15 protein-coding genes are annotated in these 14,094 nt (G+C 35.4%); 4 read left to right on the top strand and 11 right to left on the bottom strand.

Annotated features, from left to right (window positions below):
• Positions 1–17: 17 nt before the first annotated feature.
• Both B0A67_RS25135 and B0A67_RS01715 read left to right on the top strand, forming a co-directional pair.
• Positions 18–317 (top strand): lipase family protein, encoded by a 300-nt coding sequence (locus B0A67_RS25135; protein WP_242670904.1) that lies wholly within the window; start codon positions 18–20, stop codon positions 315–317.
• The gene (locus tag B0A67_RS01715; RefSeq protein ID WP_242670905.1) at positions 311–805 is read left to right on the top strand and encodes an alpha/beta hydrolase; all 495 of its coding nucleotides are present in this window, start codon (positions 311–313) and stop codon (positions 803–805) included. Before B0A67_RS25135 ends, B0A67_RS01715 begins: the two co-directional genes overlap by 7 nt.
• A gap of 113 nt (positions 806–918) precedes the next feature.
• Here B0A67_RS01715 and B0A67_RS01720 read toward each other — a convergent pair whose 3' ends face one another.
• The 5 genes from B0A67_RS01720 to B0A67_RS01740 all read right to left on the bottom strand — a co-directional run bounded on the left by B0A67_RS01720 (position 919) and on the right by B0A67_RS01740 (position 6,040).
• Positions 919–1,908 carry a hydrogen peroxide-inducible genes activator gene (locus B0A67_RS01720; protein WP_072958318.1) on the bottom strand — a complete coding sequence of 330 codons (990 nt, stop codon included), beginning with the start codon at positions 1,906–1,908 and terminating at the stop codon, positions 919–921.
• A 119-nt stretch (positions 1,909–2,027) separates the two neighbouring features.
• Complete coding sequence (locus B0A67_RS01725; RefSeq protein ID WP_072958315.1) at positions 2,028–2,837, bottom strand: siderophore-interacting protein; 810 nt, start codon at positions 2,835–2,837, stop codon at positions 2,028–2,030.
• 11 nt (positions 2,838–2,848) lie between these two features.
• Complete coding sequence (locus B0A67_RS01730; RefSeq protein ID WP_072958312.1) at positions 2,849–4,024, bottom strand: MFS transporter; 1,176 nt, start codon at positions 4,022–4,024, stop codon at positions 2,849–2,851.
• A gap of 65 nt (positions 4,025–4,089) precedes the next feature.
• Complete coding sequence (locus B0A67_RS01735; protein ID WP_072958308.1) at positions 4,090–4,956, bottom strand: AraC family transcriptional regulator; 867 nt, start codon at positions 4,954–4,956, stop codon at positions 4,090–4,092.
• Between the two features lie 265 nt (positions 4,957–5,221).
• Complete coding sequence (locus B0A67_RS01740; RefSeq protein ID WP_072958305.1) at positions 5,222–6,040, bottom strand: alpha/beta hydrolase; 819 nt, start codon at positions 6,038–6,040, stop codon at positions 5,222–5,224.
• 255 nt (positions 6,041–6,295) lie between these two features.
• Here B0A67_RS01740 and B0A67_RS01745 point away from each other — a divergent pair, with 255 nt between their 5' ends.
• Complete coding sequence (locus tag B0A67_RS01745; protein WP_072958302.1) at positions 6,296–6,730, top strand: META domain-containing protein; 435 nt, start codon at positions 6,296–6,298, stop codon at positions 6,728–6,730.
• 218 nt (positions 6,731–6,948) lie between these two features.
• Here B0A67_RS01745 and B0A67_RS01750 read toward each other — a convergent pair whose 3' ends face one another.
• Positions 6,949–9,288 (bottom strand): TonB-dependent receptor, encoded by a 2,340-nt coding sequence (locus tag B0A67_RS01750; protein ID WP_072958299.1) that lies wholly within the window; start codon positions 9,286–9,288, stop codon positions 6,949–6,951.
• Between the two features lie 380 nt (positions 9,289–9,668).
• On the opposite strand from B0A67_RS01750, the gene B0A67_RS01755 reads away from it, so the two are divergent.
• Positions 9,669–10,793: a PepSY-associated TM helix domain-containing protein gene (locus tag B0A67_RS01755; protein ID WP_072958295.1), complete on the top strand. Its 1,125-nt coding sequence runs from the start codon at positions 9,669–9,671 to the stop codon at positions 10,791–10,793.
• A 50-nt stretch (positions 10,794–10,843) separates the two neighbouring features.
• Here the strand turns inward: B0A67_RS01755 and B0A67_RS01760 are convergent, their stop codons facing one another.
• From B0A67_RS01760 to B0A67_RS01780, 5 genes are all read right to left on the bottom strand, one after another.
• Positions 10,844–11,929: an NAD(P)H-dependent flavin oxidoreductase gene (locus B0A67_RS01760; protein ID WP_072958292.1), complete on the bottom strand. Its 1,086-nt coding sequence runs from the start codon at positions 11,927–11,929 to the stop codon at positions 10,844–10,846.
• Positions 11,930–11,946: 17 nt separating this feature from the next.
• Positions 11,947–12,324, bottom strand: coding sequence for a nuclear transport factor 2 family protein (locus B0A67_RS01765; RefSeq protein WP_242670906.1), 378 nt, complete (start codon positions 12,322–12,324; stop codon positions 11,947–11,949).
• 76 nt (positions 12,325–12,400) lie between these two features.
• Positions 12,401–13,132 carry an SDR family NAD(P)-dependent oxidoreductase gene (locus tag B0A67_RS01770; RefSeq protein WP_072958285.1) on the bottom strand — a complete coding sequence of 244 codons (732 nt, stop codon included), beginning with the start codon at positions 13,130–13,132 and terminating at the stop codon, positions 12,401–12,403.
• A 5-nt stretch (positions 13,133–13,137) separates the two neighbouring features.
• Positions 13,138–13,356: a tautomerase family protein gene (locus B0A67_RS01775; protein WP_072958282.1), complete on the bottom strand. Its 219-nt coding sequence runs from the start codon at positions 13,354–13,356 to the stop codon at positions 13,138–13,140.
• A gap of 4 nt (positions 13,357–13,360) precedes the next feature.
• A complete protein-coding gene (locus B0A67_RS01780) occupies positions 13,361–13,900 on the bottom strand; it encodes a YceI family protein (RefSeq protein WP_072958278.1) in 540 nt (179 codons plus the stop codon).
• Between the last annotated feature and the right edge of the window lie 194 nt (positions 13,901–14,094).

Consider the following 14,094-nt stretch of genomic DNA (forward strand, 5'->3'; position numbering starts at 1 on the left):
TTTAAAAACATACAATTATGAAAACAATAGCATTAAAAGAACAATTGAATCGTTATTTCATGTTCGCAGTACTTATTTTTAGTTTCTTATTTACAACAGCAAATTCTAATGCACAAACTACAGCTGCGCAAATTAAAAACGTTGTATTAGTACACGGTGCATTCGCTGATGGTTCTGGCTGGAAAGGTTTATATCAGGTATTAACTAAAAAAGGATATAACGTTACCATCGTCCAAAACCCTTTAAGCTCTCTTGAAGATGATGTGAGAGTAACTAATTTAGCCCTAGACAAACAAGACGGACCAACAATTTGGTAGGACATTCCTGGGGTGGTACTGTAATTACAGAAGCCGGAAATCATCCTAAAGTAGCGGCTTTGGTTTATGTAGCAGCTTTACAGCCTGATAACGAAGAAACTTCTGTGCAATGGTTAATGACTGCTCCTCCAGCTCCTGAAAATGGTGTTTTAAGCCCAGATGATAAAGGAGTGGTTTATTATGATAAAGCTAAATTTCATGCCGGTTTTGCTGGAGATATCAGCAAGGAAGACGCTGATTTTATGTATGCTTCTCAAGGCGCATTCTACGCAAAAGGATTTGGAACTCCTATTACAAAAGCAGCCTGGAGAAATAAACCTTCTTACGGAATTGTAGCAACTGAAGACAAAAGTATATCTCCTGAAATAGAACGTGCCATGTACAAACGTTCCAATACAAAAATTACAGAAATAAAAGGAAGCCATGTGGTGTTTATTTCGCAACCAGAGGCTGTAGCGAAAGTTATTATTGCGGCTTCTAAAAAATAAATTAAAATTAAATTGCAATTTTTTAAAATTCCAAATTCCAATTGGCTTGCCTTCAAGTTGGAATTTGTTTTTTTTTTATTTGGAGTTTATAAAGATTAAGAAATCCCAATTTTTTAAACTTTAGAATGTGATTTTATATAATCACTAACCGATTTGGCAAAATAAGGCGAATCATTCCAGCGTATTTTTCGATACGCAAAATCTTTTTTTAAGGAGTCCGGAAGGCAATTCCAGATCGCTTCGTTCATTTTTTCGAGCAATAGTTTTTTCGAAAAGGAATCAGAAACCACCAAACTAATTTCTCTTACCGGTTTAGGTTCTTTAAAAGGTTTAAAAAGTCCTGAATTATTTTCGTTCAAAATAGAAAGTTCCGGTATAATGGCAAATCCTAATTGAGCACGAACCAGATTTTTTAAGGTTTCGATTGAACTAATATCATACGTAAACTGCTCTTTTAATTTTCCAGGTGATTTGATTCCGCAGATATCCAGCAATTGTGCGTTGTAGCAAAACTCACTATGAAGCAATAATAATTCTGTTTTATCACCCTGCTGAAGTTCATAAAACTCATTATTCGCCATTGGGTGATGCTCGTTTAAATAGGCTACAAAAGGCTCTTTAAAAATAGGATGTTCTATTAAATTGGGGTTTCCGGTTGGCGTTGCCATCAAAACCACATCTAATGAACCGGTTTCCAATTCTTTCATCAATTGTCCCGTATTAGCTTCTCTTATAATAAAGTGCACTTTGGGAGTTGCTTCTTTCATCGCCTTTATAAACAACGGAATCAAATAAGGCGATAAAGTCGAAATTACTCCTACTCTAATTTCTCCTTCTAATAAATTTTTTTCGTTTACCACAAAATCCCTGATTTCATCGGCTTCGCGAAGTATTTTCTTTGCTTTATTAATGATTTCTGTTCCTAGTGTGGTTGGCGTTAACGGAACTTTATTTCGATCGAAAATTTTAATACCTATTTCTTCTTCGAGATTTTTTAACTGAATCGTAAGTCCGGGCTGTGTAACCATGCAAACTTCGGCAGCTCGTGCAAAATGACGTTCTTCATCTAATGCTACAATATATTTTAATTGCTGTATTGTCATGATTATAAAATTATTTTATAAAGATAGCAAAATATACTTTCTGCTTATATCATAAAAAAAACAGGCAAAAGAAAAATTTCTTCGGCCTATTTTAATATTTCACTTAATGCAAAATAAATTTAATCCAGTTTTTCTTCCCTGCGTTCTGTGTTAGATTCTGTTTCGGTTTTTCCTGCTTTCCAATAAGATGACGCATTATATTGGCTTCTCTCCCAGCCTATTTCTTCTTTAAAATAACTTCTTAAAGCTTTTACCGTATTGTATTCTGCTGCTATAAAGGCAAATCTTTTTGTTTTTATCTCAGGAAGCGAGATTTTCTTTATCCATTTTGAAAGCTCACTTCCTTTTTCAGGGTTTTTATTATATACCCAATCTACACTTACAGTGGCCTGAGAAACGAAATCAATTTTATCCTTTTTTCCGTATACTTCTAATACAGCTTTTACATTTACACCTTTTGGAAGCTGTTCCAAAATATTTCCAATGACCGGAAGCGCGGTCGAATCCCCTATTAAAAGATATTCATCAGCCTGCAGAACCAAATCTTTCGCATTACCTTTCATCGCGATCCCGAGAATATCTCCTGCTTCGGCTTTTTGTGCCCAGGCAGAAGCAGGGCCATTATCGCCATGTGCTACAAAATCAATGCATAATTCTCTTTTCTCAAAATCGATACTTCTGGTGGTGTACGTTCTCATGACAGGCAAAAGTTCCGATAAAACATTACTCTCTTTATTCGCAAAATAAATAACATTCATGCCTTTAGGCGGAATATAGATTTTGTTATTAGATCCCGGTTTTACATTGGCAAGCAAATCTAATTGCTCGTTTGTAACGTCAAAAATTACACGGATATAATGTGGTGTTATAAAAGACTTTTTCTTTACCGTAAACACAGAACGGATGACCTTTTTTTGATAATTTTCCATAATTTTTTTTATTAATCTCGTTTCAACAACAGCGTTCCTAAAGCCAGTAAACAGCTGATACTCCCAAATAAATAGATATCCTGATAACTGAACCAGCCTGCTATTAATCCTGCTGTAGGTCCTGCCAATCCCAGAGAGAGATCAAAAAATGCGGCATAGGCACCTAAGGCCGTTCCCCGCATTTGAGGTTTTACTTTTTTGATTGCGAGTACTCCTAATGAAGGAAATACAAGCGAGAAACCAATTCCAGTCAGGGCACAACCTATTAAAGCCATTTCTTTGGTATAAGAAGTATAAATAAGAAACTGTCCAATAACTTCAATAACTAAAGAAACTACCGCCACTTTATATCCTCCGTATTTATCAGGATAAGAAGCAAAAAAGACTCTGGTCAGGATATAAGATCCTCCAAAAATTATAAAGGCCAAAGAAGCATCTCCCCAGTTTTTTTCTGTAAAAAATAAAGCGATAAAAGAGGCAATGCAGCCAAATGCCATCGAAGAAAAAGCCAGTGTCAATCCCTGCTTTGCGATCGTTCCTACTACTTTATAAAATGGTGTTCTGACGTGCTTCTTGTCAACCGGAATGGCAGGCAATTTAATAGTCGCAATCCAGCTGGCAATGGGCAAAATTGCAATAATCCCCAAGGCATAAGTAATGTCAAAATCTCTAGTTATCCCGATGCTTAAAGGAGCTCCTACGGCGATTCCACCATACATTGCGATTCCGTTCCAGGTCATTACTTTGCCGGATTTTTCATGTCCGACTAAACCTATTCCCCATGTTAAAGCGCCAATTACCAGCAAACTTTCTGCAATGCCGTGAACGATTCTTGCCAGTAAAAGAAGTAATAATGCCATCAAAGGATATGAAGCAAATGACACTGCAAGCACATAAATTATTCCGGCGGCCATTACCAAAAGTATCCCGCCAAATTTAGATCTTTTAGCTCCCCTGGTATCTGTCATTTTCCCGAAATAAGCGCGGGTTAAAAGAGTGGTTAACGGTTGTAAGCCAATTACAACCCCTACAATCAAACTATTAAATTTTAAATCATTTTGTACAAATGCCGGCACGATTCCTAACGTCAGTCCTATCGTGAGGTAAATAGCAAATACCGATACAATGATGGGTATAGTCGCTTTGTAAAAGTCAATTGTCTGTCCCTTTTCTAAAATTCTACTCATGTTTTTTTTGTTTAAAAATTACGAGTACAAAGGAATGGGCTTTATAAGAAAACGAAAATGGCTAACTAAGAGTTTTGATTGGACAAATCGCAGTAATTCTTTCTAAATTCTAAAGGAGTGATACCTTCATTTCTTTTAAAAAATCTGGAAAAATAAGTATGATCTTCATATTGCAATGAAAAAGCAATTTGCTTAGTATTCAATTGCGTGTAAAAAAGCAATCGTTTGGCTTCGAGTAAAATTTCATGCTGTATCCAGTAACTTGAGGCGCATCCTGTTTGTTCCTTGACCATTTCGTTTAAATAAGGAACTGAAATATGCAACAAAGCAGCGTAGTCTTTGGGTCTTTTTAATGTTAAGAAATGTTTTTGTACCAATTGCCTAAACTGAAAAGTAAGTTCCGTTTTTCTATCGATACCGTTTTTGAGATAATTTTCGTTTTTAGAAAATTCCAAAACCACCATTCCCATCAAACTATCAATAAGGGAACGGATAATATTTTTTTGAATATCCCCAGCAGCTTCAGACACCTGGTTAAAAATTAATTCTGTAGTTTTAAATAAAACAATACTCTGAATGGGTACAACCTGAGAAATATTCTGATAGGTATCAAAAATTCTTCGATAGATGTTTTGCAGGTAAGAAGGATTTAAAAAGATAAAAAAACCTTTTGAATCCACTTGTTTTGTATAATAATGTACCTGACCCGGAGCAATAAAAAAAAGCGCCTGATCCTTTATCTGATAGTTTTTAAAATCAATCATGAGTTCGATCAGTCCTTCTTGCTGAATATAAAAAACATAATGATCGTCTCTGTGTGCTTTAGTCAAATGACCAGTAAAATCTACGTTATTAGCCACTATTTCCCTAATTTGGAGACCTAGACTATCTAATTCTTTTGTATGAAGTTCTATATTCAATTTCTTTTTCAATAGTTCTTTTTTAAGCTTATATCAAAGATACTGTACAAATTTAATAAAAATTGAATCAACGCTAAATGCCGTGGAAAAACATAAAATATAATTGCGATACGTCAAAATGCAAAAGTTAGCAAAGCCAAATCAATACAATCCCGATAACTATCGGGATTGCGGACTTTTCTTTTTTTATAAAAGCGTAAAGCAAAAAAAACTTAGCGATCTTTGCGGTAAATTTTCTCTTTCATAAGGTTTTTGATTTTTCCCAAAAGTCTATTTCTTATTTTTCAGCATTAAAATAATTTTCGAACAAAGCCAGTTGGTTGGCCAAAGATTTATTCCAATACTTTGGATCATGACTGCCGGGAGATTCAATATAGAGATGTTCTATTTTTTCACTGGTCAAAAGCTCATGAAAATCACGATTCATATCAATCATCTGACTATCCTCTGTGCCACAATCTAAAATATAAAACTGATTTGCTTTTGCCATTTGTTTCGTTTTCTCAAATGTGAAGTATTGCTTCGGCAGGCTTTTAAAATCTCCCAAAACTTTATCTACCTGATAATTATGAAAGTTCTCTCCAAAACGATTAAAATCCAATGCGCCACAGGAACTGCCGGCGATACCAAAAGTGCTTTGATAAAAAATCCCAATATTTAGTGCGCCATATCCTCCCATACTCCAACCCAGAATTCCCCTGGATTTTCTGTTTTGTATTGTGGGGTAATTTGCGTCAATAAAGTCTACCAGTTCCTTCCCGATAAAGGTCTGATATTGCGACGATTTATCTACAGGGCTGTCTACATACCAACTATTAAAATTACCATCAGGCAATACATAAATCGTGTTGTATTTTTGAGCTTTACCAATAAGATCCGGAATATCCTGTTTATAAGTCCTGTTGGCGTTTCCGCTGTAGCCATGAAGTATATAAACGGTTTTATACGTTTTGCCTTTTACAAGTTCGGGAGTAATAATAACTGTTTCGATTTCCTTGTTCATTTTTTTGCTCAGGACTTTTTTATGAATAATTTCCTGTGCACAAACGGGTAGTGTTAGTCCTAAAAGTAACACTGTGGTAAATAATGTTTTCATCTTTTCTATTTTTAATGATGAGGCAAAATTCAGCTATAGAAAATGCAAAAACATTTACATGTGTTGAGAAATTGAAACTTTATTTCTCTATGTGTACGAGCAAACCAAAAGTACAATAACATATTATGCCTTAATAATCTAAGCCGATATTTTCTTTGTTTTTAATTATTACAAAATTTAAAACTAAAAATAAGTCAGATTTATGGCCTGAATTTTGATTAAAATCTTTAAATTTATGTTTTAAAATCTTATTTTATGAAAAATTACGTATTGGTATTCGTTGCTATTTTAGCATTATCTTTTAATTCTTGTACTTCAATGAAAGACACTTCAAAAACGGCCGATCTTTATAATACAACTTGGGAACTGGAGTATATTACCGGTCCGCGTATTGCTTTTGAAGGTTTATTTCCGGATAAAAAACCATTTATTAAATTTGATGAAGCGACTAAACAAGTATCCGGAAATGCAGGTTGCAATGGCTACAGCGCACCGTTTACGCTAAAAGGAAAATCACTTACTTTTGGAGAACAGGGCCCGGCTACTTTAATGTATTGTGAAGGTGGCGGAGAGCAGGTTTTTACAAAAACTATTAAAGATATTGATAGCTATTCTATTGATAAAGAAGGTAAACTGAATTTAATCATGAAGGATATCCCGATGATGAGATTCAAAAAAGTGACTAAATAATCCCGATCACTTTCAATAAAACAATTAGGCAATAAAAATCAAATCCCTCCATATTTAATGTTGAGGGATTTTTTTATGGATGCCAATAGCTTCAATAAAAAAAGGTTCCTGACAAAAAAGATTGTCAGAAACCCTCAAATAAAAAAACAAAAAATATTTTTACTTTTAGAAACTATAACAAGGTACCGGAGTACATGGTTGTTTTCTAAAGTTATTCTCTAAAATTTGAATGTTAGATTCACTAAGAAATTTGCGGGAGGCTGAGGCGCTCCCCATGAGCTCCAGTATTTTTTATTGGAAAGATTATTTATCTTAACTCCCACTCTCCAGTTTGATTGCTCGTAGAATATCGTTTGATTGTAAATCGTGTATGACGGAATATAAAAAGTATTTGTGGTCGCCATATAACTTTTGTCTACATAATTCGCACCAACACCAATACCAAGACCTTTTAAAACACTTTGAAATTTATATGAAGCCCAAAAGTTGACTACATCTTCAGGGGCATCTTGTGCCTTATTGCCTTCGATAGCTTTATTGGCCGCACTTGTTTTTACAATGCGATTATCATTATATGCATATCCTGCTGTAATGTCTAAACCCGGAAACGGATTGGCAAGAAATTCAAATTCAACTCCTTTACTGACCTGTTTTCCATCTTGTTGGTACGTCAGATCCGTTTGTCGTATTACAGCGTTATCATTTGTGATTTTGTAATAACTCACTGTAGCGCTTAATTTTTTATTAAACATTTCAGCTTTTATACCTCCCTCATACTGATTTGCATATAAAGGATCTAATATAAGCTGCTCACCAGCAGGTTGTGTAACGGGCGCTAAATTCTGAAATCCGTTCATGTAATTTCCAAATACAGAAACCTGATCCTTAACAATCTGGTAAACTATTCCTAATTTTGGTGACAATGAGTTTTGACTATATCCCGGTACGGTTCCGCTTTCTTTTCGATCAAAATTATCCAAACGTAAACTCGCCATTGCGTATAACCTGTCTGCAACACTTAATACATAAGAGGCATACCCGCTAAAAGTATATTCATCACGTCCGGCTCTTATGACCGGTACCAGCAATACTTTATCAATCTCGCTTCTTCTAACCGGATTAAAATTAGTTGTTACATCAATTGTTCTAAACGGGGCCGCAGGAGTTGGTGTAGACGAAAATGTATCTGTATAGTACCTATAATTTACACCGGCCAATATTTTATGTTTTAAGATTCCTGTCGAAAATTCACCATTAAAATTCTGCTGAATATTGGTATAATTACTCGAAATTGGTCCAAAAAGCGTTGCACGTATAGTAGCAGTTGTAGGCGAAGTCCAGGTTGGCAAAACCTGATAACTATAGTCTAAATCTTCACTTACATAAGAAAACAAAGTAGTTGACTTCCAGCGATCCGATATTTGATATTCGGCCTGAACAAATGCTTTTGATGAAGATGATTTTGCATCAGCATCATCGTGAACCAATGATTTTTTATAATTCAATTGTATATCGCCCGGGTTCGTTATTCCTGATGTGGTAGCAACCGTTGGGTATAACGGTCTTGTATTGTTAACTTTAAACAACTCTGCATCAACGCTAAAAGTAAGTTTTTCGCTTGCTTTAAAAATAATACTTGGCGTAAAAGAAAGCGTTTTATTAAAACCATAATCCAGGAAACTTTTTTCATTATTGACAGCAGCATTCAATCTGAAAAGCACATTTTTATCTTTCGTTAATGGTGTATTGATGTCAACCGTAAGTCGGTTTACACCAAAACTTCCTGCTGTATAGGATATTTCAGTAGCCGATGCTTCAAAAGGTTTTTTGGTCACCAGATTCACAACACCACCAAACGAAGAGGCAGATGAACCAAACAAAGTTCCCGAAGGTCCTTTTAACACCTCTATTCTTTCAACATTTGCAATACCAACACTTGATCTTCCTGAAAGAGTTTCCATTCCGTTTCGCGAATTAATTCCCACCGTAAAACCTCTAAAAATAACGGCAAATCCACCTGAGGGATAATTAAGCGGTACAACTCCGGGTGCATTTCTAACAGCCCCGGCAGGATCAATTACAATTTGCTCCTGAAGAAGTTCTTTGTGGATCACATTATAAACCTGCGGATTTTCTATATTTTTAAGAGGCATTCGTGCAACATATTGTGTTTTCTTAGACAGCAGACTTTTTCTGTTATTGATCACAACTTCCTGCAATTCTTTGTTCGAAACCTTTAATTGTACATTCAGGGTTGCTGTTTCATTATCTGCAACTACAACTTGCTGTTCTACAGTTTCGTAACCTGTCAAGGATATTTGCAGCGTATAAGAATTGCTTCGTATACGGTTCAGTTCAAAATTACCGTCCTCATTGGTGCTGGTAGAATATTTAGAGTTTTTTAAAACAATATTTACTTCAGACGCCGGCTTTCCGTCAGAAGTCGTTATTTTTCCTTTAATTTTCCCATGGTTTTGTTGTGCAACAGCCGCACAGACAGTAAATAAAAAGCTAATAATAAATAAAAACTTAGATGTTCTTAGATTAAAATAGTTCATTGGTTTTCTAATTTGGTTAGGTTTTATTTTTATTTAGAATTAATAAAAACAGCGCAAAAATAAAAATTAATAATCGTTTAACAAGTATTATTTCTATCTATTCTGTCAAATTAATATTAAGATTACAAACAAGCAATTAAAAATCAATGACTTAGCAACATACAAAACATCGTTTTCATTATATAAACAACTCTTATTTAATACTATTAGTAACAAAAAGTAGTCGATAATCTTCTTTTTCTACCGTTCTTCTTATTTGCATGGCGCAAAGTAGTAAGGCTTTAAGGCACTGATAAATGATAATTATTTTTCTTAAAGAGGCTATAGATTTAGTCTAAATAAGTATAAATTTGTGCCTGAATTTTAGAATATAGGATACTATGAAAAAAGGATTTAAAAAGACTGTTGGTTTTGTGCACTTATGGCTTGGACTAGGTTCGGGTTTAATTGTTTTTATCGCTGCATTAACGGGAAGTCTTTTGGTTTTTGAAAAAGAAATTGACAAAGCCATAAATCCTGAATATTATACTGTTTCAACTATAGGAAATTCAAAAAAGACAATTGATTTTTGCACGGACATTTTGCAGCAACAATACGGAATAAAAAAGATAACCCGTATTTATACTTTCAACGATCCTTTACGCACCATGCAAATCTTAGCCAAAGATTCCGATAAAAAAGCACAGTTTTTTTCTATCGATCCTTACACCGGGAAAGTGCTGGCAACAACTCCACAGGAAAAGAGGTTTTTTGTTTTTGTTTTAAAAATACACCGTCAATTATTATTGGGAGATACAGGACAAATTATCATGGGGACTTCCTGTTTGATTTTTGTTATTATGCTTATTTCAGGGATCATTTTATGGTGGCCAAAAAAGATCAAAAATCTAAAACAAAGATTAACAGTAAAATGGGGTGCTTCTTTCAAAAGAGTCAATTGGGATTTTCACTCGACTTTCGGGTTCTATAGTTTTCTAATTTTACTGGTTATTTCCCTAACCGGATTGTCTTTTGCTTTTACCTGGTTTCAGGATGGGGTTTATTTTCTGGCTGACGGCACAACAAAAAGACCTTCAGCAAAAGTAAAAAACCCAACAAAAACAGATCCTAAACTAAACAATACTGCCTTTTATCAAAGTATATATAATAAAGCGGACAGTATTTTTCCATATACAGGAAATATTCAGATCAGGATGCCAGTTGATACCATTAATAGTATTTTAGTGTTAAAAGAAAATACAGAAAAAACAATTCCAAATCAATCCAGCGCTGCTTATTTTGATAAATATACAGCCGAAGAAATTGAGGCAAGACCTTATGAATCTTTTTCGAACGGAGATAAAATAAAACGTTTGAACTACCCTATTCATACCGGAAGCATTTATGGATTACCCACCAAAATAATTGCATTTTCAGTATCACTTTTTGCGTTGACGCTGCCTATCACAGGATTATTAATCTGGTTGGGAAAAAAGAAAAAAAGAGTCCAAAAAAGTAATGCATAAACAAAGCCTGATCGATACAATCAGGCTTTGTTACTTACTACTGAATTAGATTATCCTCTAAGGTCATCAAAATAAGCGTTCGTTTCTTCAATAAGAGCGTGCATCAATTCTTTGGCTTTGGTATGTTTTAAAATTGGTGCGATTTGTCCGCCCCAAAATAAGATCATGTCCCATTTTTGCTGGTCAAGGGCTGCTTTTCGTAAGGGTGATATTAATGTTGTCTGTAACGGAAACGGCAGAACATCTTTTTCTTTACCTGAAATATCTTTGGCTAGTCTGCTGGTTAATCCACGACCTAAACGTCCGGTGTAAGCACGCGATAAAGTGGTATATTTTGCTGCATCAGAGAATAACATTTCTCTATGAATGGGTAATGCGTTTGATTCATCGCAGGCTAAAAAAGCTGTTCCTATCTGCGCGGCACTTGCTCCTAATGCCAATGCTGCAGCGACACCTTTTCCGTTCGCGATTCCTCCGGCAGCGATAATCGGCGTTTTTACTTTTTCACGAATGAGTTGTAATAATACAAAAGTTCCTGTTAGCGATGATTCAGCAGAAGCCAAAAACGAAGGTCTATGTCCGCCTGCTTCAAAACCTGAGGCAATAATCATATCTACGCCATTATTTTCGAGAAAAATAGCTTCGTCTAAAGTTGTTGCCGCGCCAACGGTTACGATTCCCGATCTTTTACATTGTTCTAAAACATCGGCAGAAAGTGTTCCAAACATAAAACTGAATACTTTGGGTTTAATATTCAAAATCACGTCTAACTGATTTTCAAACCTGGATTGAAACGGAGCCGGTTTTTCCGGTAACGAAATCCCAACTTCATCAAAATAAGGTTGAAACAATGCTGCTGTTTTATCGTATTGCTCATCTAATAAACCGGATTGTGGAATGTCATGATCAGAAACCCAGAGATTGATATTATACGGTTTATTGGTGGCTGCTTTTAGTTGTTGGTCTACCTCAAAGATTTTCTGAGGAGACATTGTATAAGCGCCGTACCCGCCAAGTCCACCCGCGTTTGATACCGCGGCAGTCAGTTCTATTGTTGATAAATTACCGCCAAATGGTCCCTGCATTACAGGATAATCAATCCCTAATAATGCTGTAGCTTTTGTATTGTACCACATTGCTATCTTGTTTAAAGTTATTCGCTTGTATCGGTCAGCAATTTACTGACGATAAGCCATTTTCCGTTAATCTTATGGAAAGATAAAAAATCCCGATAATTAAAGTCATACATTTTAACATTAATTTCGGCTGCTGCTATTGAATTTACTACATTAATCTTTAAAATTTCTCCTTTGAAAGGTTTTCCGGAATCTTTGGGACTTTGTCTGCTTTTTACGCCACTTAAATAAAGATCTACCGTTTTAAAATAAGGCTGACCTTTTATATCTCCAAAAAGTAAAGCGCTTTCATGAAAGATACTCCCTAAACGTCTTTCGTCTCCTTCGTAAATTCCTTTAAAATAATAATTTTCTAATGCATCAGCAATTGCTGACACGTCGTCCTCGTTTTTCATTTTAATGTTATTTTGAGCTTTTATGCCCTGCAAAGTACAGAGCATAAAAGCAATTAATAAAATAGTTCTCATTTAATTATAGGTTGTGTCCAGCTCCCTTACCGCCATCAACATTGATGACTGAACCGGTAATAAAACTGCTTTTGGCAACGCTATACACCATTTCGGCTACGTCATCGACTTCTCCTACTCTGTTTAAAAGATGCAGTCCTGCACTTTGATCTGATTTGTCTCCGTGCATTGGCGTACGAATAACGCCTGGTGCAACGGTATTGATACGAATATTTTGTTTGCCAAATTCTGCTGCTAACTGAATAGTCAAGGCATGAATAGCGCCTTTACTTGATACCGGAGCAGAAGCCGGCCATCCGCCCAATCCGTGGTTGACCAAAGGAGTTCCTATATTGATTACCACTCCATCTTGCTGTTTCAACATTTGCGGAATAACAGATTGTGTTGTGAAATAAGTTCCTTTTAGGTTGGTAGTCAAAAATTTATCCAGATAAGCTTCATCAACTTCCAAAAATGGTTTGCTTTCGAAGATTCCCGCATTATTGATCAGTACATCTACCGAACCAAATTTTTCTAAAGCAATTTTTACCAATTGTTCTCCGGTTTGTTTCTTGCTCACATCTCCGGCAAACATGGCCAGATTGTCTCCTGCTCCAAATTCGTTGTAAGCATTTTCTAATGCTGATGGTGTTAGTGAATTGATGACAACGTTATCGCCTCTGTCCAAAAAGTATTTGGCGATTCCTTTTCCGATTCCGGAAGCTGCTCCGGTAACTATTACAGTTTGTTTTTTCATGATATTTATTTTTTATCGGCTGTTATGCCTTTTTCTCTTAATACAGATACCTGATCTCCTGCGTAACCCCAATTGTCGAGTTCGATTTCCTGAATCACAACGTGGGTCAAATGCGGATCTTTGTTCAATACATCGGTAATCAGGTTGGTGATTCCACTGATTAATTCCTGTTTTTGCTCGCGGGTAACACCTTCGCGGGTCAATTCGATTTTTACGTAAGGCATGGCTTTAGTTTTTAGCTACTTCGGCTGTGATAATAAAATCTAAATCAAAGTCGTTGTAGATTAATGTATCGCCTAAATCTTTGAAGAAGTTTCCTGAACGGAATTTAATATCGTATTGGGTACGATCAATAATCAATTTACCTGTAAGTGAAAGTGCATTGTTAGTACTTTCTACTTCGGTTTCAAAACCTGTAAGATGTGTTATGTCCTTTATAGTAAGATTCCCTTCAAGATAATATTTACCATTTGAAATTTCTTTAACAAAAAGAATATCAAATGCTGCGGTCGGAAATTTTTCAATTGAGAAAAAATCATCCGAAGCCAGATGTCCTGCAAATTGTGCATTTGTATCGGGATCTGTAACGTCCAGAATTTTTATTAAGGCGGTATTGATGACAATATTTCCGCCATTTATTTTTCCGTCATTCAAAATAAAATGACCTTCTTTGATACCAATTGTACCATTATGCGCACCGGTAACTTTTCTACCAGTCCAATCGATTTGGCTTTTTGAACTTACGATTTTAAAATTTGTTGTTTCCATTTTTATTGTATTTAAAAGTACAGTACAAAGGAACGGTGGGGATAGAAATTGGTTACGTGATGTAGATCACAATCCTTTTTTTTCAGGGTAAAAATTTCAGAGTTACAGAGGTGCAAAGTTACTTTGCTTTACGCAGATATTTATTCTCATTTTGTCATCCCGAGGAACGAAGGATCTGCTGAGGTAGCGCTACA

Source organism: Flavobacterium aquidurense (assembly GCF_002217195.1).
In the GTDB taxonomy this organism is placed as follows: domain Bacteria; phylum Bacteroidota; class Bacteroidia; order Flavobacteriales; family Flavobacteriaceae; genus Flavobacterium; species Flavobacterium frigidimaris.

Bases quoted from the DNA above. Each gene is read 5' to 3' on its own strand.
- B0A67_RS01725 (WP_072958315.1), bottom strand. From the start codon at position 2,837: ATGGAAAATTATCAAAAAAAGGTCATCCGTTCTGTGTTTACGGTAAAG.
- B0A67_RS01755 (WP_072958295.1), top strand. From the start codon at position 9,669: ATGAAAAAAGGATTTAAAAAGACTGTTGGTTTTGTGCACTTATGGCTT.
- B0A67_RS01740 (WP_072958305.1), bottom strand. From the start codon at position 6,040: ATGAAAACATTATTTACCACAGTGTTACTTTTAGGACTAACACTACCC.
- B0A67_RS01760 (WP_072958292.1), bottom strand. From the start codon at position 11,929: ATGTGGTACAATACAAAAGCTACAGCATTATTAGGGATTGATTATCCT.
- B0A67_RS01750 (WP_072958299.1), bottom strand. From the start codon at position 9,288: ATGAACTATTTTAATCTAAGAACATCTAAGTTTTTATTTATTATTAGC.
- B0A67_RS01765 (WP_242670906.1), bottom strand. From the start codon at position 12,324: ATGAAAAACGAGGACGACGTGTCAGCAATTGCTGATGCATTAGAAAAT.
- B0A67_RS01770 (WP_072958285.1), bottom strand. From the start codon at position 13,132: ATGAAAAAACAAACTGTAATAGTTACCGGAGCAGCTTCCGGAATCGGA.
- B0A67_RS01720 (WP_072958318.1), bottom strand. From the start codon at position 1,908: ATGACAATACAGCAATTAAAATATATTGTAGCATTAGATGAAGAACGT.
- B0A67_RS01745 (WP_072958302.1), top strand. From the start codon at position 6,296: ATGAAAAATTACGTATTGGTATTCGTTGCTATTTTAGCATTATCTTTT.
- B0A67_RS01775 (WP_072958282.1), bottom strand. From the start codon at position 13,356: ATGCCTTACGTAAAAATCGAATTGACCCGCGAAGGTGTTACCCGCGAG.
- B0A67_RS25135 (WP_242670904.1), top strand. From the start codon at position 18: ATGAAAACAATAGCATTAAAAGAACAATTGAATCGTTATTTCATGTTC.
- B0A67_RS01730 (WP_072958312.1), bottom strand. From the start codon at position 4,024: ATGAGTAGAATTTTAGAAAAGGGACAGACAATTGACTTTTACAAAGCG.
- B0A67_RS01780 (WP_072958278.1), bottom strand. From the start codon at position 13,900: ATGGAAACAACAAATTTTAAAATCGTAAGTTCAAAAAGCCAAATCGAT.